Annotated in this window: 18 protein-coding genes, 1 tRNA gene and 1 pseudogene; 14 read left to right on the top strand and 6 right to left on the bottom strand. The window is 60.9% G+C overall.

What is annotated here, in order from left to right; genetic code table 11:
- Positions 1 to 205: 205 nt before the first annotated feature.
- Both ACSSVC_RS14310 and ACSSVC_RS14305 read left to right on the top strand, forming a co-directional pair.
- Positions 206 to 1,402 carry an amino acid aminotransferase gene (locus ACSSVC_RS14310; RefSeq protein ID WP_346631712.1) on the top strand — a complete coding sequence of 399 codons (1,197 nt, stop codon included), beginning with the start codon at positions 206 to 208 and terminating at the stop codon, positions 1,400 to 1,402.
- Positions 1,403 to 1,532: 130 nt separating this feature from the next.
- On the top strand, positions 1,533 to 1,730 hold the full coding sequence (locus tag ACSSVC_RS14305; RefSeq protein WP_253167079.1) for a hypothetical protein: 198 nt from the start codon (positions 1,533 to 1,535) through the stop codon (positions 1,728 to 1,730).
- A gap of 6 nt (positions 1,731 to 1,736) precedes the next feature.
- Here ACSSVC_RS14305 and ACSSVC_RS14300 read toward each other — a convergent pair whose 3' ends face one another.
- Entirely contained in the window at positions 1,737 to 1,970 is a 234-nt protein-coding gene (locus ACSSVC_RS14300) for a hypothetical protein (RefSeq protein WP_346631713.1), read from the bottom strand.
- Positions 1,971 to 2,239: 269 nt separating this feature from the next.
- Between ACSSVC_RS14300 and ACSSVC_RS14295 the strand changes: the two genes are divergently transcribed.
- The 3 genes from ACSSVC_RS14295 to ACSSVC_RS14285 all read left to right on the top strand — a co-directional run bounded on the left by ACSSVC_RS14295 (position 2,240) and on the right by ACSSVC_RS14285 (position 4,754).
- Positions 2,240 to 2,315: transfer RNA gene (locus ACSSVC_RS14295), tRNA-Asn, on the top strand.
- Between the two features lie 604 nt (positions 2,316 to 2,919).
- A complete protein-coding gene (locus ACSSVC_RS14290; RefSeq protein ID WP_346631714.1) occupies positions 2,920 to 4,077 on the top strand; it encodes an MFS transporter in 1,158 nt (385 codons plus the stop codon).
- Between the two features lie 95 nt (positions 4,078 to 4,172).
- Positions 4,173 to 4,754: an SH3 domain-containing protein gene (locus ACSSVC_RS14285; RefSeq protein WP_492612432.1), complete on the top strand. Its 582-nt coding sequence runs from the start codon at positions 4,173 to 4,175 to the stop codon at positions 4,752 to 4,754.
- 62 nt (positions 4,755 to 4,816) lie between these two features.
- Here the strand turns inward: ACSSVC_RS14285 and ACSSVC_RS14280 are convergent, their stop codons facing one another.
- The 3 genes from ACSSVC_RS14280 to ACSSVC_RS14270 all read right to left on the bottom strand — a co-directional run bounded on the left by ACSSVC_RS14280 (position 4,817) and on the right by ACSSVC_RS14270 (position 8,446).
- On the bottom strand, positions 4,817 to 6,358 hold the full coding sequence (locus ACSSVC_RS14280; protein ID WP_346631716.1) for a nucleobase:cation symporter-2 family protein: 1,542 nt from the start codon (positions 6,356 to 6,358) through the stop codon (positions 4,817 to 4,819).
- A gap of 324 nt (positions 6,359 to 6,682) precedes the next feature.
- Positions 6,683 to 7,504 (bottom strand): hypothetical protein, encoded by an 822-nt coding sequence (locus tag ACSSVC_RS14275; protein WP_346631717.1) that lies wholly within the window; start codon positions 7,502 to 7,504, stop codon positions 6,683 to 6,685.
- A gap of 117 nt (positions 7,505 to 7,621) precedes the next feature.
- Positions 7,622 to 8,446 carry an arylamine N-acetyltransferase family protein gene (locus ACSSVC_RS14270; protein WP_346631718.1) on the bottom strand — a complete coding sequence of 275 codons (825 nt, stop codon included), beginning with the start codon at positions 8,444 to 8,446 and terminating at the stop codon, positions 7,622 to 7,624.
- 241 nt (positions 8,447 to 8,687) lie between these two features.
- Here ACSSVC_RS14270 and ACSSVC_RS14265 point away from each other — a divergent pair, with 241 nt between their 5' ends.
- Both ACSSVC_RS14265 and ACSSVC_RS14260 read left to right on the top strand, forming a co-directional pair.
- Positions 8,688 to 9,272 carry a GNAT family N-acetyltransferase gene (locus tag ACSSVC_RS14265; RefSeq protein WP_492612431.1) on the top strand — a complete coding sequence of 195 codons (585 nt, stop codon included), beginning with the start codon at positions 8,688 to 8,690 and terminating at the stop codon, positions 9,270 to 9,272.
- Positions 9,273 to 9,302: 30 nt separating this feature from the next.
- Complete coding sequence (locus tag ACSSVC_RS14260) at positions 9,303 to 9,827, top strand: GNAT family N-acetyltransferase (protein WP_492612430.1); 525 nt, start codon at positions 9,303 to 9,305, stop codon at positions 9,825 to 9,827.
- Between the two features lies 1 nt (position 9,828).
- Here ACSSVC_RS14260 and ACSSVC_RS14255 read toward each other — a convergent pair whose 3' ends face one another.
- Together ACSSVC_RS14255 and ACSSVC_RS14250 are read right to left on the bottom strand one after the other, a co-directional pair.
- Complete coding sequence (locus ACSSVC_RS14255) at positions 9,829 to 11,400, bottom strand: sensor domain-containing diguanylate cyclase (RefSeq protein WP_346631721.1); 1,572 nt, start codon at positions 11,398 to 11,400, stop codon at positions 9,829 to 9,831.
- A gap of 183 nt (positions 11,401 to 11,583) precedes the next feature.
- Entirely contained in the window at positions 11,584 to 12,444 is an 861-nt protein-coding gene (locus tag ACSSVC_RS14250) for a LysR family transcriptional regulator (RefSeq protein ID WP_346631722.1), read from the bottom strand.
- A 99-nt stretch (positions 12,445 to 12,543) separates the two neighbouring features.
- Here ACSSVC_RS14250 and ACSSVC_RS14245 point away from each other — a divergent pair, with 99 nt between their 5' ends.
- The 7 genes and pseudogenes from ACSSVC_RS14245 to ACSSVC_RS14215 all read left to right on the top strand — a co-directional run bounded on the left by ACSSVC_RS14245 (position 12,544) and on the right by ACSSVC_RS14215 (position 20,323).
- A complete protein-coding gene (locus tag ACSSVC_RS14245) occupies positions 12,544 to 13,194 on the top strand; it encodes an FMN-dependent NADH-azoreductase (RefSeq protein WP_346631723.1) in 651 nt (216 codons plus the stop codon).
- Between the two features lie 282 nt (positions 13,195 to 13,476).
- Positions 13,477 to 13,725 (top strand): annotated as a pseudogene (locus ACSSVC_RS14240) (ABC transporter permease); the annotation flags it as partial.
- 20 nt (positions 13,726 to 13,745) lie between these two features.
- Positions 13,746 to 15,020, top strand: a complete 1,275-nt coding sequence (locus ACSSVC_RS14235; RefSeq protein WP_492612429.1) for an ABC transporter ATP-binding protein — start codon at positions 13,746 to 13,748, stop codon at positions 15,018 to 15,020.
- Positions 15,017 to 16,393, top strand: coding sequence for a polysaccharide pyruvyl transferase family protein (locus tag ACSSVC_RS14230; RefSeq protein WP_492612428.1), 1,377 nt, complete (start codon positions 15,017 to 15,019; stop codon positions 16,391 to 16,393). Before ACSSVC_RS14235 ends, ACSSVC_RS14230 begins: the two co-directional genes overlap by 4 nt.
- A gap of 5 nt (positions 16,394 to 16,398) precedes the next feature.
- Positions 16,399 to 17,091, top strand: a complete 693-nt coding sequence (locus ACSSVC_RS14225) for a 2OG-Fe(II) oxygenase family protein (RefSeq protein WP_346631726.1) — start codon at positions 16,399 to 16,401, stop codon at positions 17,089 to 17,091.
- Positions 17,092 to 17,141: 50 nt separating this feature from the next.
- Positions 17,142 to 19,223, top strand: coding sequence for a glycosyltransferase (locus ACSSVC_RS14220; RefSeq protein WP_346631727.1), 2,082 nt, complete (start codon positions 17,142 to 17,144; stop codon positions 19,221 to 19,223).
- Positions 19,220 to 20,323: a glycosyltransferase family protein gene (locus ACSSVC_RS14215; RefSeq protein ID WP_492612427.1), complete on the top strand. Its 1,104-nt coding sequence runs from the start codon at positions 19,220 to 19,222 to the stop codon at positions 20,321 to 20,323. Before ACSSVC_RS14220 ends, ACSSVC_RS14215 begins: the two co-directional genes overlap by 4 nt.
- The last annotated feature ends 256 nt before the right edge of the window (positions 20,324 to 20,579 follow it).

Here is a 20,579-nt window from a genome sequence, read left to right as displayed (position 1 = left end):
AAGGCCTGACACCCGCTAACACCCAGGATGTTGCAATAAGACTAACGGTCGAAAAATAAAGCGAAAAACTTGCCGCAAAAGGTCAATCGGCTGTCGCCCGCCGCGATGATGGCCTCTATACTAGCTCCCCGTTTGTGCACCGCTCTAGTGCATTCGGCTGGAGCGCGACACGTCCCTCCACACTCCATTCAGAGCCGCCGTAAAAATGAGCCTGTTCTCCGCTGTCGAAATGGCACCACGCGATCCAATCCTGGGCCTCAACGAAGCATTCAACGCCGACACCCGTACCAACAAGGTCAACCTTGGGGTGGGCGTGTACTGCAACGAGGAGGGACGCATTCCACTCCTGCGCGCCGTTGTCGAAGCCGAGACGATTCGCGCCGCTCAACACGCTTCCCGCGGCTACCTGCCGATCGACGGTATCGCTGCCTACGACCAGGCGGTACAGAAGCTGCTGTTCGGCAACGACTCGCCCCTGCTGGCCGCTGGCCGCGTAGTGACCACCCAGGCCGTCGGCGGTACTGGCGCACTGAAGATCGGTGCCGACTTCCTCAAGCAACTGCTGCCCAACGCCGTGGTCGCTATCAGTGATCCAAGCTGGGAAAACCACCGCGCGCTGTTCGAAACCGCCGGCTTCCCGGTGCAGAACTACCGTTATTACGACGCCAGCACCCACGATGTGAACCGTACCGGTCTGCTGGAAGACCTCAACGCCCTGCCGGCCCAGTCGATCGTGGTGCTGCACGCCTGCTGCCACAACCCGACCGGTGTCGACCTGAGCCCTCAGGACTGGAAAAACGTCCTGGAAGTGGTCAAGGCGAAAAACCTCGTGCCATTCCTCGACATGGCCTATCAGGGCTTTGGCGACGGCATCGACGAAGACGCCGCCGCAGTGCGCCTGTTCGCCGAGTCGGGCCTGACCTTCTTCGTCTCCAGCTCGTTCTCCAAGTCGTTCTCGCTGTACGGCGAGCGTGTCGGTGCCCTGTCCATCGTCAGCAGCTCGAAGGAAGAAAGCGCTCGCGTGCTGTCCCAGGTCAAGCGCGTGATCCGCACCAACTACTCCAACCCGCCAACCCATGGCGCAACCATCGTTGCCGCAGTGCTGAACAACCCGGAACTGCGCGCCCAGTGGGAGCAGGAACTGGCGGAAATGCGCCTGCGGATTCGCGGCATGCGCACCCAGATGGTCGACTTGCTGGCCAAAGGCGCCCCTGAGCACGACTTCAGCTTTGTCGGTCGCCAATGCGGCATGTTCTCCTACTCGGGCCTGACCGTTGAGCAAGTGACCCGCCTGCGCAACGAGTTCGGTATCTATGCCCTGGACACCGGCCGCATCTGCGTGGCCGCGCTGAACCAGAACAACATCGACGTGGTGACCAAGGCCATCCTGCAGGTGATCTGATTCACCGCAGCGCTAACAAAAGGGGAAGCCAACAGGCTTCCCCTTTTTTTGTCGGCGTCGCGCCATTCCCCTGCCTGGCCCCACAGCCTCTAGACTGTGACCCTGTGTTCCCCTGCTGATCGAGAAACCGATGAAAAACGATGACCTGCGGGCCGACCGCGACGAACTGGAGCATTACCTGCCTCGCTCGCAAAAACGCGAGAAAAGCCTGGTACTGCAAATTGCTCTCGGCGTATTTCTCGGCGGGCTGGCCTTGTGGCTGGTGCAACTGGCGGCCAGCTCGCTGATGGCCAAGCTGATGCTCGGCACCCTGACCTTTGGTGGCTGAGCAGCCTCAACCCTTCAGTTCAGCCAAGCGTTGGCTAGCGGCATCATCAAAGGCCACGTACAGCGCCTCGGCCACCTGGCTCTTGATGGCCTTGGCACTTTCCAGCCCGAGGACAAAACCTTCGGCCTTACCGCCGGCACGATTCAGATCGGGCGCCGATCCGGCCTGAACAATGGCGTCCAACAGCTTGCTGGCCTGAGGCCCCACCCCTTTGGGCAGATTGATCTGCTCGATGCTCATGACAGCACCCCGCAGCGAGGTGCGAAAAACCGGGAAGGAACCTGGGACAAATCGAAGCGAATCATAAAGGTTTACCTCTGCGACTTAAGGCCGGCAGCGCGTGAAACCACTTCCGGGGAGCCATGGTAGCCCCTATCGGATCACGTATAGGCCCGCTAGCCGATAAAACCCTCGAAGTAATGTCAGCAGATCATTCAAATCCTCGCTGCACTGAAAAAATATTCACGGCTTGTTGACTTCCCTTTCTGAATCAGTAAGATACGGCGCATTCCGCGATAGCTCAGTTGGTAGAGCAAGTGACTGTTAATCACTGGGTCCCTGGTTCGAGTCCAGGTCGTGGAGCCATATTCCTATACTGATTTGCCTTTTTCATCATGAGAGCGCCCTGCTCTTTCGGCCAATCAGCTCAAGCAAAACTCCCCAACAAATAAATAATCCGCCTGTCAGTCAGACCTGCGGATGCATCAGCGTTGCACGGCAGAAACTCCCTCGCCCCCCCCTGTTGCATTACCGCAAAGGCCTGACGTAGGCTGTGCGCCTCTCTATCCAAGCAGCCAGACGATGTGATGTTTCTGCCAGCACAGTCACCGTGCCCCTCCCCCTCGATGAGCCCCTCGGCAACCCTGGCTGTTGCCCAGCATGACTGCGCGATCAATCGTCGGCGCCGTAGCGTCCTGTTTGCCTTCACCTTCTCTCCGCACCCGGGCACTCGCTAGCCGCGATTGAGCCTGGCACCGCGCCGCCACCTTTGCGCCGGTTGCAGGAGCTGACTCGCTAGCGAAGACGTCCTGACGAGCAACTACCACTCGATGACTGCTTCGCCGGCAAGCCGGCTTCTACGCCAATGGCACATGCCCGGCCATCGCCCGTATCTCGGCGTGCGTTGTTACGCAGCGTGCGCAACACCTCTATTGTTTGCCGCCTGAACCTTCAGGCGCGAGTCTTGATCATGAACAAAGCCTTGCTAGCCGCCCTGATCCTGGGCATTTCCATTGTCGGCCTGAGCATAGGTTCCACAGTGCCGATCCTTGCCCTGCGCCTGTATCAGGCCGGCGCGTCGAACAACCAGATTGGCATCATGTCAGCCCTGCCTGCGGCGGGCATGATGCTTTCGGCATTCCTGGTCAATGCCCTGTGCCAGCGCCTGACCCGGCGCCAGATCTACCTGCTGTGTTTCAGTTTCTGTGCCCTGAGCGTGGCAGCCCTGGAACTGCCGGGCGCCAGCCTCTTCAGCCTGGGATTGGCCCGAGTCGCCATGGGACTTGGGGCGGGGCTGATCATTATCCTCGGGGAAACCTGGGTCAATGAAATGGCCGAAGACGCCACCCGCGGCCGCTTGGTGGCGGTCTACACCACCTGTTTCACCTTCTTCCAACTGCTGGGCCCAGGCCTGGTGTCACTGCTGGGCACCGAGGGGCCGCTCGTACTCGCCATTGTCAGCCTAGGTTATGCCGTGGCGATCGCCGTGGTCTGGCTGACTCTGCCCCAGGAAGACACCCCAAGCCCTCACGAGGAAAGCCGGACCTTCTCGGTGCTGGGCTTTATCCGCATCGCCCCGGCGCTGTGCGTGGGCATATTGTTCTTCGCCTTCTTCGACAGCGTGGTGCTGTCACTATTTCCGGTGTACGCGGCTACGCATGGCTACAGCATCAAACTGGCGGCACTGATGGTGACCATCATTCTCCTGGGAGATACAGCGTTCCAGTTCCCCCTGGGCTGGCTCTCGGACAAGCTGGGGCGCCCGGGGATCTACCTTGGCTGCGGCATCATCGCCCTGCTGATCGGCCTGTGCCTGCCGCTGTTGATGGCGTCCCCCGGCCTGCTCTGGCCGAGCCTGGTCATCCTCGGCGCGGCGGCGGGCGGCATCTACACCCTGGCGATCGTGCTGATCGGGCAATCCTTCAGCGGAGCGGATCTGGTGACCGCCAATGCCAGCGCCGGTCTGCTCTGGGGCATCGGCAGCCTGCTGGGACCGCTGCTCAGTGGTGCCGCCATGAGTGGCGGCAGCTATGGCTTGCCCCTGACCCTGTCGGCCGCTGCCGCAGTGGTGGTGGTATTTGCTCTGTCCCTGGTGCGCCAGGGGCAGTTCAGCAAAGTCACGGAGTAAGTCACGCTTTTCGAAGAGGCGGCCTGGAAACATTCACAGGCGGCCTCTTTGTCATTACCATCGCGCCATCCGAATCCCCTGATGGAAACTCTGCGATGGACCGACCTCTGCGCCTGCTGTCCCTGTGCGGGCTGTTGTCTGTGTTACCCCTGCCGGCCCTGGCCGCCTCCACGGTGGATTGCGCCACTCTGAGCGACAACGCCTCCCTGGAAGCCGGCGAATACAGACCGCCCCTGAAAGCCAAGGTCATAGGCGAAGGACGGCTGCACTTTCACAGCGCGCCGAACGCCGCCTGCGTGAACCAGAAACTCTATGTGATTCCGGGCGACGGCCTGACCCTGTACGCCTCCACCGACAGCGGCTGGGCCCAAGTCATGTACATCGCCAAAAACGGCGAGGACTACAGTGGCTGGGTCGAGGAAAAACGCCTGCAACTGGGCGGTCACTACGGCGGCCCACAGCTGCCGGCCGAGGTCACGGCCTTTATCCTGCGTCACGAAGATTGCCAGCACTTTGCCGGCGAGGAAGCGTATGACGAGGAGCGCCGGGCCGAATTGGAGAAAGCCGTCAATGACGTCTGCGTCGGCCATGATCGCCAGCTCGCAACCTTGCGCGGGCAGTACAAGGACAACCCCGAGGTCTTGCAAGCCCTGGAGCCCCTGGACAACCTCGAATAATCACTCTTCCATAAAAAACGGCGCCTTTCAGGGCGCCGTTTTTTATGGCGAAACGATTGCACTCAGTGCGTGGTTTGCGCACTGCCTCGAGCATGGCTCGGTGCCGAACCGTCTCCTGGCGAATTCGACGACTGCCCCGAAACCTCAGCCACCAGCGGCACTTCATTGCCTTCGGCATCGTGCAGCTTGCCACCGCTGAAGTAGTCCCCTTCACGCAGCACGGCGATGTCCTGGAAGCGCAGGCTGCGCTCGGTGCCGGCGACGAACACCGACTGCTGGTCAGAGTTGCCCGCGGTGAAATGGTTGAACGCCAGGTTCAGCAGGATCGCCATGATCGCCGACGAGCTGATGCCCGAGTGGAAGATCGTCGCGAACCAGCTAGGGAAGTGATCGTAGAAGCTCGGCGCAGCAATCGGGATCATGCCGAAGCCGATGGAAGTTGCGACGATGATCAGGTTCATGTTGTTGCGGTAGTCGACCTTAGACAGGGTACGAATGCCACTGGCCGCCACGGTGCCAAACAGTACGATACCGGCACCGCCCAGCACCGAGGTGGGCACCGCAGCGATCACCCGCCCCATGAAGGGCAGCAGGCCGAGGATCACCAGAAACACGCCCCCGGTAGCCACCACAAAACGACTCTTGATTCCGGTGACCGCCACCAGCCCGACGTTCTGGGCAAAAGCACTCTGAGTAAAGGAACCGAAGATCGGCGCGATCATGCTCGACAGCATATCGGCACGCAAGCCATCTCCCAGGCGCTTGGAGTCAACCTTGGTATGGATGATTTCACCCACCGCCAGGATGTCCGCCGAGGTTTCCACCAGAGTCACCATGACCACGATGCACATCGACAGGATCGCCGCGACATGGAAAGTCGGCATACCGAAGTGGAACGGCGTGGGCAGGCCGAACATCGGCCCCTGGGCAACACCGGAGAAGTCCGCCATGCCCAGAAACACCGCGATCACCGTACCAATGACCATGGCCAGAAGAATCGACAGCCGGGAAATCGCCGCGCTGCCGATCTTGCTCAACAGCAGCACCAGCACCAGGGTGAGAGCCGCCAGACCGATGTTCGACATGCTGCCGAAATCCGCCGCGCGGCTATTGCCGCCCATGGCCCAGCGCGCCGCCACGGGCATCAGCGTCAAGCCGATGGTGGTGATGACAATGCCGGTGACCAGCGGGGGAAAGAACTTGGTAATGCGAGAGAACACCGGCGTAATCAGCAGGCCGATCAGCGAAGCCGCAATCACCGCCCCCAGAATTGACTGGAAGCCGCCCTCCCCGCTGCTGGTGACAATCGCCACCATGGTCGAAACGCCCGCAAAGGACACCCCTTGAACCAACGGCAGCTTGCAGCCGAAAAACGGCACACCAAGCGTTTGCAGCAAGGTTGCCAGCCCCCCTGCGAACAACGAAGCGGCGATCAGCAGGCCGATTTCCGCCGGCGACAGACCGGCTGCCTGGCCGACGATCAGTGGCACCGCAACGATACCGCCATACATGGTCAGAACGTGTTGCAGGCCATAAGCCATATTCGCGGCAATACCCAAATTTTCATCTTCGGGACGTTGCTGTGAAACCTGGGGCGTATTCATGGTGTGGGGTTCCCTGTTTTTGTTATGCGCACACTGTATGCAACAACAAAGACAACTGTCCATAGGATTGTATACAGTTTATCGGTCAACCTTCGGGCACTTTCCCCCTGCTGATTCACCGATAAAAAGCCCTGCTCGGACTGCGTGGATCACCCTCTTTCCAGCCTGAAAGGCCGCCCCAGAGCCACCACTCAACATCGGATTCACAGGGGCTGTGCAGCGCCCCTCCCCCCCCTCGACCCCAGACCCACCTTCTGAAACGCAACGCAAAAAAAAGGTCGATCCATTGGCTGGATCGACCCTTACTGCACACAAAAAGACGAATCAGTTGGCCGGCACGCGGATCTTGTACACATTAGGTGCGATACGAATCCACTGATCGCTGACCAGCGGATAGACCCGGGTCCGCGCCGACAAGCGCAGCAGCTGCGAGTTGATGTCGGCCAGGGTCTTCACGTTGCCGTCACGCTGATAGCTCAGCATGTTGTCGCGCACATTGATGATGGTGTTCCAGGTGTCCTTGTTGTTGATGATGTACTGGGCATTGGTTTCGAATTGCTCACCCGGGTCATCATTGCGACCATTCGGACCGAGAAACAGGTTCCAGGGCATCCAGGTGTAGAAGCCATGGAAGGTGTCCCAACCCAGAGGCCGTGGCGGCACGCCCGCATTGGCCCGCACCACGCCCCGACCGATCTCCTCGAGCAAAGTCTTGGCCTGGTCATAGTCCGCCGCTACCGGCGGGGTGACGTTGACCCGATTGTCCTGGCCATAGCTGAGGAAACGCCCGCCAAAACCGTCCCAGAAGCCCTTCAGCTCCTTCAAGTGCCCACGCTGCACCACGGACATGTAGAAATCCCGCAGTTGGTTATAGGCGATGATGTGGTGCCGGCTCACCGGCACCGTGAACGCTGGCCCGACTCCGGAAGTCTTGAGATCGGCGCTGTAGTTGTCGGACGGTGGATAGGGCGACCCGGCCCGGGCGTCCATGCTCAAGTTGTAGTTGCCGTCGGGGTTGGGGACCGCGAAGCTGCTGGTGGAACACAGGCTGACCACTGCCAGCAGCGCGGCGAACAGCCCCTGCTTGAAACGCCGCAGCGGTGTTGCGGTACTGCTGGACACCGTGGATCGATATATTTTCTGCATGATTCTCTCCATAGAAAATTGCCGGTTTGCCGGTGGATTCTATGGAGCGCCAGTCTGGGAATTTAATCGGGAAGCACTTCCGTATTCGGCTCCCACCCCCGGTGCGGCAGGTCGTGATCAGTCCTCCAGCAAGCCTTCGAGCACTCGCGACAGCTCGGGATGCTCCGGCAGACGCAAGGCAAACTCGTCTCGCAACAACTGCATCAGTTCCCCCGCATCGGTGATCTGCCGCCGCTCGCTGGGCAGCCCCATGCGATGCAAGGCGTAGTTGCCGTTATTCAGGGTTCGACGCACCCCCGGCCCGATCAGCGCCACCTTCAACTGGCCGAGGAAAGGTGAATCACGGTGAGTCGAGACGTACCAGTTGCCCATTTCGTAGTCCACATCGCCCTGTATCTGCAGATCGAAGACGTACAGGGCCCGCCACTCATCCATGACCTTGGCGCGCAGGGTGTAACTGCCGTCTCGCTGGGTAATGCGATAGGGCTCGTGGGGCGTCGCCTGCTCTGCTTCGGTATCCAGCAGCAAGGGCGCCGTGGGCACCATGCCGCCGAAGCCGACATCGGCGATGTAGCGCTGTCCGTCCAAGTGCACCAGCGTCAACCTGTGACTGCGCGCGGTGAGCGCATCTTCCGGCCCCCCCATGACCACCCGCCCGGTGATGCCTCGGGCCTCGTAGCCCAGATGCTGCAACAACACCAGGAAGGTCTGATTGAGTTCATAGCAATACCCACCGCGCCCTTCTTGGAGAATCTTGCGTTCCACCGTACCCAGGTCAATGGGCACCGGCAGCCGCAACAAGGTGGAAAGGCTCTCGAAGGCAAACTCGCAGACATGCCGCCATTGCAGCTCCCGCAGGGTTTCCAGGGTCGGCGGCGGCGCGCTGGGGTAACCCAGTCGGCGTAAATAGAGGTCAATGTTCATCAGGTGCGGCTGGCTCATGCACAAATCCTTGAAATGAGTGTCGCGCAGGGCTGCGGAGAATCTTGTGCCGATCCGTTTGTCCAGCACCGGCCCCTGCCAGGTCGAGGATATGTATAAGCCAGAAACGGGGTAATCCAACAATCGATTCGGCTGATATTTTTTATCGCATTGGCCCCGGATTGGCTCTTGCCAAGGCCTGGCGGTGATTCTGTAATAGCCAGCGCCCTGCCCCTTCGCGCCACCTGGAGAGCCACACGCCATGCCACCACTGGAAGGCCCGCGGATCATTCTGCGTCCCCTGCAAGCCAGCGATGCCGACGCCCTGGTCAATGCCGCACAAGACGGTGAACTGTGGAACCTGCCCTTCACCGTGGTGCCCTCTCCCAGCACCATCGATCATTACCTGGAGGTGGCGCTCAAGGGGCGCGAGGCCGGCAGCGTGCAACCCTTTGTCACCTTGCTCAAGTCCACAGGCGAAGTCATAGGCTGTACCCGCTTCTGGAAGATCGACCCGAACAACCGCAAGCTGGAAATCGGCAGCACCTGGATCGCCAGCCGCTGGCAGCGCAGCTTCGTCAACACCGAGGCCAAGTACCTGATGCTGCGCCACGCATTCGAAGACATGGCCTGCGTACGGGTGCAGTTCACCACCGACGAAATCAACCATAAATCCCGCGCGGCGATCCTGCGTCTCGGCGCACACCAGGAAGGCATTGTGCGTCACGAGCGCATCATGCCCGATGGCCGCAAGCGAAACTCCGTACGGTTCAGCATCATCGATGATGAGTGGCCTGCCGTACGCCAGCATCTGCAACACCTGCTCGGCCAGTCCTGGCCGCGCTGAATCTCGGCAATCACCTACAAGGATGCAGTCATGTCTACCCCCCTCTCCTTTCGTCAAGGCCGCCTTGAGGACGCCCTGTGTATCAGCGGCCTCGCCACCCAGGTCTTCCTCGACACCTATGCCACTGACGGCATGCGTGCCGATCTGGCCGAGGAAGCCTTGAGCGTCTACGCGCCTCAGCAGTTCCAGCAGCGCCTGGCGGACCCTCACAGAATCCTGCTGCTGGCAGAACGCAATGAACACGTGCTGGGCTTCGTGGAAATCGCCAACAGCACCCGGGCGCCCCAGGCACATCTGGCTCAAGGAATGGAGTTGGTGCGGTTGTATGTACAGCGACACGCTCATCGACAAGGCGTCGGCCAAGCGCTGTTGCGGCAAGCCGAAAACTTCGCCCGGACGCAACGGGCACCCTGCCTGTGGCTCACCGCCTGGTCGGAAAATCATTCGGCGCTGGCCTTCTACCGGGCCCAGGGATATGACGCTACAGGCACCACCACCTATGAGTTTGGTGGCAATACCTACGCCAATCAGATCTTTTGCAAAGCCTGGCAATGACTCAACGGTCGGAGCGCTGTAGCAGGTCCTCGGCGCTCTCCACAGCCAGGGCCATCACCCGGTTGCGACCCGTGGCCTTGGCCTGATACAGCGCAGCATCCGCCCGCTCAATGAAGACCTCGATGCTGTCACGCCCCGAGGGCACGAAGGAGTAGCAGCCCAGGCTGATGGTCACGCGCCCCACTGGAGAGCCGGAGTGGCTGATGTTGTGCTCCATGACGCTCTGGCGAATCTGTTCGGCCATGGCCAGGGCACCGTGTATATCGGTATCGGGCAGCAGCACCGCGAACTCTTCCCCGCCATAACGCACGGCCAGATCGGTCTTGCGTTGACAGCATCCCTTCAGCGCCTGAGCCACTTGCGCCAGACAATGGTCGCCGGCCACATGGCCGTAGGTGTCGTTGTAACGCTTGAAGTAATCGATATCGGCCATGATCAGGCTCAGCGCAGTGCCCTGCCGTGCCCCACGACCGAACTCGATCTCCAGGGAGCGTTCGAACAGACGCCGATTGCCCAGACCGGTCAGGCTGTCATGGGTGGCAATCACCTCCAACGCCTCCTGGGCCTTGCGCAGGTCGGTTTCGATCCGCTCGTTGTTGCGCACCTGGCTCACGAACACCCAGCCGAACAGCCCCACTCCCAGCAGCACCAGAGCGACGATGGCTGTGGATTGATAGGCCGAGGCGTACCAGCCCTTGAGAATAGAATCCTTGGAGTTTGCCGCCGCCACCACCAGCGGATACGCCTGCAACTGGCGATAGCCATACAAGCGCGTCACCCCATCCACGATCGAGGTGATCATGGCGTTGCCGGAGGTGGCCTCGGGCAGGTACTTGCTGAAGATCTCGCCCCGGGACAGGGAGGCGCCCACCTGCCGCTCCTCGAACGGCCGCCGTGCGATCAGGGTGCCATCGGACAACGCCAGGAACATCACGCCCTGCTCGTCGATATTGAAGCTTTTGAAGAATTGGTCGAAGTACGCCAGCTTGATGCCGGCCATCAGCACTCCCTGGAAATTCCCGTCCTGGTCATTGATCCGCCGCGAAATGGGGATGATCCACTCGCCATTAGCGCGACTGCGAATCGCCGGGCTGATATGCGCCTGCAGCGAAGCGTTCTGCTGGTGGAACCTGAAGTAGTCGCGGTCCGCCACATCCTTGCCGTGAGGCGAATCGTTAAAGGAACTGACGACCCACTGGCCTTCCTTGTCATAGAGAAACACCCCGCTGAGCTGCACCAGGGCCTGTACCCGGCGGGCAAAGATCTGTTGCAGGCGCTGGCGCTGACGGGGCCCTTCACCGATGGCCTGGATCCACTCGGAAAGGCTCATCAACACTAGGTCGGCTTCCATGAAGGTGTCCTCCGCCTGCTGGGCAATGGCCCGAGTCAGGTTGGTGGAGTTGACCTCTGCCTGCATCAGGTCATGGCGCCAGGACTGCTCCAGCTGGAGGTAGAGCAAACCGCACAGGCACAGGAACACCGTGGCGATGAAGGCCACCGCGGCCTTGAGCAGCGGCAAACGCTTCAGGGTGCCGCCCGGGGCGTGTTGAGAATCGTAAATGGGGACAGGCAAAAGGATCGTCCTGACGGGAAAGGCCTGAGCTACAGGGCAGATCCCTGGTTGTTTTCGAGACTGGCTCAATGACCAGCTCCCTGTAAAGCATCGGTTCCGTGGCATTCGAACGCAGGCTGGGGCCGCTCGCAACCGCATTCGATCTTGCCCCACCCAGGGGTTATCGGCCGCAGAAGGCGATGCCTAAAGCGCGGATCGCCGGCTGGAACAATATTCGACGATGACCTGAGTCAGCGCCGCCACAACGGCCGGGTCCGCGTCGGGGGCAGTAAACAGTCGAAACTGAGCCTGAGGCAACTCTGGCAAACCGTATTCCGCCCCCAGTGCACAGAGCCCGGCTCCCAACTGACTGACCGCCATGGGCGCCACGGCGAAGCCCGACAGCACCGCTGCACGCAAGGCCGAATTGCTGCTGCAGAGCATGGCGGTACGCTGGGCAATGCCGGCTTTGGCCAACCGCCCCAAGGCCACCGCCCGATAAGGACAAGGCTCAGGAAACAGCGCCAGAGGCAAAGGCTCGGGCAAGGGCGTCACTGATGGCGGCAGACCGGCCCAGACCAGGGGTTCGGACCAGAGCAACTGGCCCGGCGCTGCTGTTTCGCACAAGGACCCCACCACCAGCTGCAAACTGCCCTGGGCCAGAAGATCCAGGAGGGTACCAGGAATGCTCACCTGCACATCAAGCTGGATCCCCGGGAACTGCCCGGCAAAATCCAGCAATGCACGCAGCAGACGGGGCTCGGCAAAATCCTCCGACAATCCAATTCCTACACGTCCGTGGAACGGCACCCGGGTCAACTCGGTCCAGGCGTCGCGGTTCAACGCCAGAATGGCCCGGGCGTAGGCCATCAGCCGCTCGCCATCGGCTGTCAGTTGCTGTGAACGGGTGGTGCGTTGCAACAGCGGCTTGCCGACCTGCTGTTCCAGGCGCCGCAGATGGCCGCTGACCGCCGACTGGGTCAAATGCAGTTTGTGCGCCGCACGACTGAACCCCTGCTCATCGACAACCGCGACAAAGGTGCGGAGTAGCAAGGCATCAAACATATTTCAATACGCCATCAATAAGACTGCAATCGACAATTTATATTTAAAAAACAACTATGTTGCAATAGCGGTCATCCCTGCCCACCAAGAGACTCGTTCATGACCCGGCTTCTGCACATCCAATGCTCCCCTCGCTTGCGTCGCTCCGCCTCCCAGGAAATCGCCCGCAGTTTTATCCAGCGCTATCAACAACAGGTACCCGACACCCAAGCCAGCACCCTGGACCTGTGGAGCCTGGAACTGCCGGAGCTCGATCAAACGGCAATGGACGCCAAGTACGCCCGACTCGCCGGCCAGCCGTTGAATGCTGGCGAGCAAGCCGCTTGGGACCGACTCCAGGAACTCGCCGCCCCTCTGCATCAAGCCGACCTGCTGGTGCTCTCCGTACCGCTGTGGAATTTCAGCATTCCCTACAAGCTCAAGCATTTCATTGACCTGGTATCGCACCAGGGAGTCCTCTTCAGCTTCGACCCCGAGCACGGGCTGCAGGGCCTGTTGCGCAACAAGACAGCGGTGGTGAGCTACGCCCGCGGCCTGGATTTTTCAGCCCAGTCGAACACTCCGGCCCAAGCGTTCGATTTCCAGAAACCCTACATCGAGGCCTGGCTGAACTTCATCGGCATTGCCGACCAGCACTCGCTGGTGGTGGAGAAAACCATTCTCGGGCCTGACATCGACCAGGCCTCCCGGCAAGCGACCGCGCGCCAGGCACAAGACCTGGCCGAGTATCTGGCAGCACGCCGCCCCTGATCCCCGTAAAAGGCCGGTGGAGCAGTTGACAGCTTCCGCCGGTTCCCGACCTGCCTGCGCCCCCTCACCCAGACGGAACTCCTTCCGCTTCTTCGTCTTTTCTCAACAGGCATCCCCTCATCGACGTGGGTCATCAAAAAGCTCACAAAAACACCGTCGAATCATGCATTTGTGGTCTATACACAACTCATAAAATATTCGATTCAAACCGCCGTCCCGTTCCTGTGAATTTCCAGGTCGTACGGATGGCGGTGTTGGAAGCTGATCACCAAGGAGCGGACGTTGATTGGGGGTAACACGCTTAACCGTTTCACGTTCAGGCCCTGGCACCATCGGGAACTGCTATTGGCACTGATCGAGCGTGAGGTCACAGGCCGCTATCGAGGATCGATCGCCGGCCTGCTCTGGTCCTTCCTCAACCCTCTGCTCATGCTGCTGGTGCTCACCGGCATGATGATCTTCAACCTATTTTCAGAATGCATCAGCCGTGCACCGGGACTGATCCCGAGTAACGTCAACTACGTGAAAGAAGGCCCACCAGGGGTTTGCCGATGTGCTCTGATCCAGTGATCAAGACCCAGGGCCTGGGCAAGTGCTATCAGATCTACGACCAGCCTCGGGATCGTCTGCTGCAATTGCTGCTGCCCCGCGGCAAACAGCGCTATCGCGAATTCTGGGCCTTGAAAGAGGTCTCCCTGGAGATTCGCAAAGGCGAAGCCCTGGGCATCATCGGGCGCAACGGCAGCGGCAAATCGACCTTGCTGCAACTGATTTGCGGCACCACCGGTGCCTCTTGCGGCAGCCTGACCCGCCACGGCCGGATCGCTGCCTTGCTGGAGCTGGGCTCGGGATTCAATCCGGAGTTCACCGGCCGCGAGAACGTCTACCTGAACGGTGCGGTGCTGGGGCTCAAGCGCGCGGAAATCGAAGCACGTTTCGAGGAAATCGCCGCCTTCGCCAATATTGGTGAGTTCATCGACCAGCCCACCCGGACCTACTCCAGCGGCATGCAGGTACGCTTGGCCTTTGCCGTCTCGGTGTGCGTGGAGCCGGACATCCTGATTGTCGATGAAGCCCTGGCCGTCGGCGACGCGTCCTTTCAGTTCAAGTGCCTGGAGCGCCTCGATCGCCTGACGCGGCAAGGCATGACCCTGCTGTTCGTGTCTCACGACATGAGCCTGATCAAGCGCTTCTGCAACCGCGCTGTGTATCTGCGCAACGGCGAAATCCGCGCCAGTGGCGCGCCGGAAACGATGGCCGAGCTCTACCTGCTGGACATGCGCGACGAACAGCGACGCTGGGCCAGCGCCGGCGCCGTCCAGGTCACGGCCAAGACAGCGCTCAACCCGGAACACGGCATAGCTTTTGGCACCAATGAAGGACGCATCACTTCGGCGGTCTTCAGCAACACCGGGGCGTTGTACTCGAGCTTTGTCCATGGCGACACCATCGAGATCGCCATCGACACGCTCGTCAGCGACACCGTCACCCGCCCCAACATCAGCCTGACCATCCAGGAGGCCAGGCTGCTGGTGATCAGCGGAATCAATGCGCCTCTGCAGAGCAGCGCCTCGGAAGATGGCTGGCGCCGCGCTTCGATCCGTCTGCAGTTCGCAGCCAACCTGGCTGCCGGGCGTTACCACATCACCCTCAAGCTGATGGATGGCGAAACGGAAGAAACCTCCCACCTGATTGAAAAGCAGGTCGCCCTCCTGGCCTTCGACACTCTGCCGGGCAACAAGCACTTTCTGGGCATGGTCGACTTGCACATCAAGCCCGTCACCCGCGAAGGGCAAACAACCAGGACGATCGAGGAACACTCATGAAGGACAAGGAGTGGCAGGTAGCGATCTTCGGTACCTTTGACGTGGCCAACTACGGCGATCTGTTGTTTCCCCTCATCGCCGCAGCCGAGTTGCAGGCGCGCTTGGGCACTGTGCACCTGCATGCTTTCTCCTATAACGCCCGCACCACACCACAGTGGCCCTACACCGTCACCTCGGTCAGCGAGCTGCCCCGGTTGATCGAGACCCTGGACGGGGTACTGATCGGAGGGGGGTTCATCATCCGCTTCGACAAACTGGTGGCCCCGGGGTATTACCCGCCAGACCCGCAGATCCACCATCCCACGGGTTATTGGCTGTCCCCCGCACTGATTGCCCTGCAGCACGATGTACCACTGATCTGGAATGCCCCGGGCATGCACTGCAACAACGTGCCGACCTGGGCGGCCCCTCTGGTCAAACGGGCCCTGGAACTCAGCCCCCACGTACAAGTACGGGATACCTTGTCTCAAGACACCCTGTCGGCGCTGAGCGATCAGGCCCGGGTCGAGGTACTGCCGGATACCGCATTCGGCCTGCCCAACCTGATCGACCTGCAGCAGCCCTCCGTGGAATACCGCCAACTCTGTGAACAGGCCGGCTTGCACGGGCCCTATCTGGTGTTGCATGCGATTGCCGGCCTGGAGGGGTTCCTGCAACTGTGGAAAACCCACAACCCGCTGTTTGCCCAGTGGCAGTTGCTGCTGTTGCCCATCGGCCCGGTACTGGGAGATCACGAATCGATTCTTGGCGACGACCTGCCAAGGGCCATATGCCTGCCCACTTGGCCAGCACCGCTGCTGCTGGCCGAAATCCTCGGCCACGCCCAAGGCGTGATCGGCCACAGTTACCACCTGGCGATCACCGCCCTGGCCTTCGGTGTGCCCCTTTTCAGCTCGGCCCGCCTGGACCTGGGCAAGTACACCGCCCTCAGGGACTACGAGGGAATCCATCCCCTGCACGCTGTTCAAGAGATAGATCCCCAGTGGTTCCTGGAGCGCCTGGTGCGGCGTACGCCCTGCCCGCGCCTGGTCGATGCCCGAGAGCAATTGCAGCGCCATTGGGATCGAGTGGCCGAACTCATCAGCCAGGGCCGCCGCCCCACCCGCCAGTCAATGGACCGACTCTGGCAGACACTGCCTGGACTACTGGAAGAGAGTCATCTGGACTGGCGTGAGGAATGCCTGGAAAAACAGGCTGAGCTGGAGGCAATGCACAAGCAAATGGAACAGTTGAAACAACAACAGTGGCAACAACAGGAACTCATGGGACACGCCTGCGGCGAACTCGATCGGGTATATCGCTCCAGCTCCTTTCGCATCACTGCGCCACTGCGTTCCCTTCGACGCCGTTTCAACCATCTACTGGGAAGATGAACAGGATGCTAGATCTGACGATGCTCACCAAACGGCCGTTGCACAGCCAACCTTTTCGCTGGGGCCAGATCGATGGTCTGTACACAGCGCAAGACGCTGCTGCGTTGGCAGCGACCTACCCCCATGACGCCTTCAAGCGGGTCTATGGATATGGTGGCGAAAAAGACTATGAGTACCAGGCGCGGCAATTGGTGGAAATGGGCACTGGGCGCATCGTCCACCCCGAAGGGCTTAGCCCCGCATGGCTGGCGCTCGCTACAGAACTGACCTCAGCGGCCTATCGTCTGGCGATGTCGACACTGACTGACCTGGACCTGCGCACAGCCCCCATGGAAATCAATGTATTTCACTATGGACCGCAGGCCTGCCTGGGCCCCCATCCCGACCTCAGCGACAAGCTGGTGACCCATATCCTGTATTTCAACGAATCCTGGGACATCAAAGAGGGTGGCTGCCTGAACATCCTCGGCTCTGCGGATCCGACAGATGTGGTAGCAGTGATCCCGCCTCTGGTCGGTAACTCTGCCGTCCTGGTGCGTGCCGAGCATTCATGGCACGCCGTATCGCAGGTAGTGGACAACTGCCGGACCTCACGCCGCAGCATGACCGTGACCTTCTACCGTGCCGGCTCTCTCAGCTCGATGTGGCCAGCCGATGAACAGACTCCTCTGCATGACTATGAAGGGCCTCATGACTAAACCCTGCGCAAACCTGAATGGCAACGTCATAGCCCTAAAGGAAACCGGGAATGTCACGGCCTGACCCCAAAGCGATGTTCAGGCACCTGCACAACACCTATCGGAGACTGCCACTGCCCTATCCTCTGCGTGCCTTGCTGAGCCGAATTTATCGCCAAATGTCGTCAATGCGGCGAGCACTGCGCCGCCAGGCAATAACCGACCGTCTGTTTCAACCTCCCCTTTGCCCCTTGCAGGAGCCGCTGGAGAATTCGCCCGACTACATATTCTGGGGCGTCATCGACTGGGATTTTCGACACCAGCGCCCGCAACACCTGGCCGAGCAGTTGAGCCTTGGCGGACGCCGCGTGTTCTACATCGCGGCCGCTCTGGAGGATGACCCACGCGACGGTTTTACGCTGCGCCCTCTTGATGAAACGGGGCGCCTGTTCGAAGTGCGGCTCTTTGCCCACACCGCGCCGATCATTTACCACGCAGTACCGGATGAAACCTTGATCTGGCAGTTGCGGCGCAGCGTCGGTGAGCTCCTGAGTTGGGCGAACTCGCCCCAGGTGGTATCGCTGATCCAGCACCCTTTCTGGGCTCCCGTGGCTGGAGTGCTGCCCAACAGTCGCGTGGTCTATGACTGCATGGATCACCATCAGGGGTTTGGCAACAACGCCGCGCAGTTGCAACAAGTGGAGTGCAGTCTGATCCGCGAAGCCGATGTGGTGCTGTTTGCCTCGGCATGGCTTGAACAGCATTGGCACCCGCAGATTCCAAGCACACCTGCCCAGCAGCGAGCGGTTCTGCGAAACGCCGCCGACTTCGACTACTTCTCAACACCCACGGAGCACTGCTATCAAGATCCGGAGAAACGCCCTGTAATCGGCTACTACGGTGCATTGGCCCATTGGTTCGACGTGGACCTGGTGTCTGCCATAGCCGAAGCATTTGCCCACTGCAGCGTACTGCTGATCGGCGCTGATACCGCGCGTATCGGCGCACGGCTGCGGGGTCACACCAATATCAAGCTCACGGGCGAGATTCCTTATGCGCAGCTGTCCGCGTATCTGCAGGCTTTCGACGTCTGCATCCTGCCGTTCCGTATCGAACCGCTGACCCTGGCCACCAACCCGGTCAAGGTCTATGAGTACCTGAGCGCCGGTAAACCGGTAGTGACGGTGGATCTCCCTGAGCTGCACGAGTTCAAGCAACAGGTCGCCATCGCCGAAGACACACCGGCTTTTATCAATGCCATCGCCCGAGCGTTGCAGGAGCCTGGATGCAGTGCTGCTTCTCGGCAACGCCAGGCCTTTGCCGCGCAGCAGACCTGGCAGCACCGGATACAGGCCCTACTCGCCCTGACTGAGAGCGTTGACCCGCAACCGCTGGTGAGCGTGATAGTGGTGACCTACAACAACCTGGCCTTCACTCGGGACTGCCTGGCGAGCCTGGCCGCCGATCCCCTGGGCGAGCCGCTGGAAGTCATCGTCGTGGACAACGCCTCCACCGATGGCAGCGTCGAGTTCCTCCAGCAGTGGTCAGCGAGCAGCGGACACTCGCTGATTCTCAACAGCAGCAACCTGGGTTTCGCCGCCGCCAACAATCAGGGCCTGGCCCTGGCCAAGGGCGAGTTCCTGGCACTGCTCAACAATGACACCCAGGTCACCTGCGGCTGGGCACAGACCCTGCGCCGCCACTTGCAGCGCGACCCTGGGCTCGGTCTGATCGGACCGGTTACCAACAACATCGGCAATGAAGCAAAGATCGACATCCGCTATCAGGACTCACGGGAGATGGCCATCCGTGCCCGCCAATACACCTGGCGCCACGCCGGCCTGAGCGTGCCTTGCGCCACCCTCGGTTTCTTCGCGGTGATGATGTCCAGGTCGACCTATCAGCGCATAGGCCCCCTGGACGAAGCCTTCGGGCTGGGCTTTTTCGAGGACGACGATTATTGCCGCCGGGTCGAGCAAGCCGGCTTGTCCTGTGCCTTCGCTGAGGACGTGTTCGTTCATCACCACCTGTCCGCGTCCTTCGAGCAGATGCCCGAGAACCAGCGCCAGCAACTGTTCAACCGCAACAAGGCTTTCTATGAAGCCAAGTGGGACCGCCCATGGGTCCCGCACGCCTCCCGGGAGGAGCCATGAGACTGGTCTATCTGTCGCCTGTCAGTTGGCACAGTTTCGACCAGCGGCCCCATGAACTGGTTCGACAGTTCCATGCCAGCACCCAGGCTCCGGTGCTGTGGATCGAACCCTATCCCACTCGCCTCCCGGTTCCCCGTGACCTGTTGCAGCAGCACTCGCCCGCCCCTCCCAGTGAACCTCTGCCTGACTGGCTGACCTTGATCCGCCCTTGGGCCCTACCGATAGAGCCCCTGCCCGGTTCGGGGTGGTTGAATCGACTGTTCTGGGGACGCCTGATGCAGCAGGTCAGGCACTTCGCTCAGGAACCGACCCAGCTAGGCATCGGCAAGCCCTCGCGACTGGCCCTGCAACTGCTGCGTGAGCCGATCTTCGTCGGCAGTTTCTATGACGTGATGGACAACGTGCCGGCTTTCTATAGCGGCTGGTCCCGGCGCGCCATGCAGCAACGCCAGCTCGAAACGGCCAGAGCCGTGACCACCGCCCTGACCTCCTGCTCGAGCCTGCAGCACTATTGGTTGCAGCAACAGGTCAATGCACGCCTGCTGCTCAATGGCTGTGCCAGCGAACGGCTGCCGTCCCTGCCACTGTGCCGATCCACGGCCCATGCGGCTCGCCCCGTATTCGGCTACATCGGCACCCTCGCCAAGTGGTTCGACTGGGACTTCATCCTCGCCCTGGCCCAGGCCTTCCCCGAAGCCGAAGTACGCCTGATAGGTCCGCAACACGGCGCCTCTCCCGTCGTACTACCCGCCAATGTCCTGCGCTTACCGGCGCTATCGCACCCAGCCGCATTGGTGGCGATGAGCGAATTCGACGTCGGGCTGATTCCGTTCAAGAGAAACGACATCACCCGCTTTGTCGATCCGATCAAGTACTACGAATACCGAGCCCTGGGCCTGCCGGTGGTCAGCACCGTCTTTGGCGAAATGAACGTTCGCCGCCACACACCAGGAGTCTTTCTCAGTGACACCGCCGCGGACATCGCCCAAGTGATGCGCCAAGCCCTGGCGTTCAGCGAGCCGCTGGCGAATACCCTGCAGTTCCGCGAGGCCAACTCCTGGGCGAAACGTTTCGAGGTGGCCCATGCCGCAATCCTGTGATGTGGTGGTCCGCGCCCTCAACCTGTCGGGCCTGGCCTGGCTATCGCCCCGCTTGTTTTCCGACTTTCTCCAGCACCGCGAGCCCTGCCGGCCCGGCCAACCAACTTCGAAGCCATTTCCGGCGCCTGCATGCTGGTCAAGCGCATAGCCCTGGACAGCGTCGGCGGCTGGGACGAAGGTTCTTTCCTGGTGCATTTGCGCGGGGGTATGGCTGAGGTTCGGCGTCATGGTCGGGTATTACTCCGCGGTGCGATTG

The organism is Pseudomonas sp. E1BtOHC1 (genome assembly GCF_058744285.1).
This window is presented reverse-complemented; position numbering and strand designations above follow the sequence as displayed.

Coding starts and splice junctions, on each gene's coding strand:
- ACSSVC_RS14310 (WP_346631712.1), top strand. CDS start 206: ATGAGCCTGTTCTCCGCTGTCGAAATGGCACCACGCGATCCAATCCTG.
- ACSSVC_RS14305 (WP_253167079.1), top strand. CDS start 1,533: ATGAAAAACGATGACCTGCGGGCCGACCGCGACGAACTGGAGCATTAC.
- ACSSVC_RS14300 (WP_346631713.1), bottom strand. CDS start 1,970: ATGAGCATCGAGCAGATCAATCTGCCCAAAGGGGTGGGGCCTCAGGCC.
- ACSSVC_RS14290 (WP_346631714.1), top strand. CDS start 2,920: ATGAACAAAGCCTTGCTAGCCGCCCTGATCCTGGGCATTTCCATTGTC.
- ACSSVC_RS14285 (WP_492612432.1), top strand. CDS start 4,173: ATGGACCGACCTCTGCGCCTGCTGTCCCTGTGCGGGCTGTTGTCTGTG.
- ACSSVC_RS14280 (WP_346631716.1), bottom strand. CDS start 6,358: ATGAATACGCCCCAGGTTTCACAGCAACGTCCCGAAGATGAAAATTTG.
- ACSSVC_RS14275 (WP_346631717.1), bottom strand. CDS start 7,504: ATGCAGAAAATATATCGATCCACGGTGTCCAGCAGTACCGCAACACCG.
- ACSSVC_RS14270 (WP_346631718.1), bottom strand. CDS start 8,446: ATGAGCCAGCCGCACCTGATGAACATTGACCTCTATTTACGCCGACTG.
- ACSSVC_RS14265 (WP_492612431.1), top strand. CDS start 8,688: ATGCCACCACTGGAAGGCCCGCGGATCATTCTGCGTCCCCTGCAAGCC.
- ACSSVC_RS14260 (WP_492612430.1), top strand. CDS start 9,303: ATGTCTACCCCCCTCTCCTTTCGTCAAGGCCGCCTTGAGGACGCCCTG.
- ACSSVC_RS14250 (WP_346631722.1), bottom strand. CDS start 12,444: ATGTTTGATGCCTTGCTACTCCGCACCTTTGTCGCGGTTGTCGATGAG.
- ACSSVC_RS14245 (WP_346631723.1), top strand. CDS start 12,544: ATGACCCGGCTTCTGCACATCCAATGCTCCCCTCGCTTGCGTCGCTCC.
- ACSSVC_RS14235 (WP_492612429.1), top strand. CDS start 13,746: ATGTGCTCTGATCCAGTGATCAAGACCCAGGGCCTGGGCAAGTGCTAT.
- ACSSVC_RS14230 (WP_492612428.1), top strand. CDS start 15,017: ATGAAGGACAAGGAGTGGCAGGTAGCGATCTTCGGTACCTTTGACGTG.
- ACSSVC_RS14225 (WP_346631726.1), top strand. CDS start 16,399: ATGCTAGATCTGACGATGCTCACCAAACGGCCGTTGCACAGCCAACCT.
- ACSSVC_RS14220 (WP_346631727.1), top strand. CDS start 17,142: ATGTCACGGCCTGACCCCAAAGCGATGTTCAGGCACCTGCACAACACC.
- ACSSVC_RS14215 (WP_492612427.1), top strand. CDS start 19,220: ATGAGACTGGTCTATCTGTCGCCTGTCAGTTGGCACAGTTTCGACCAG.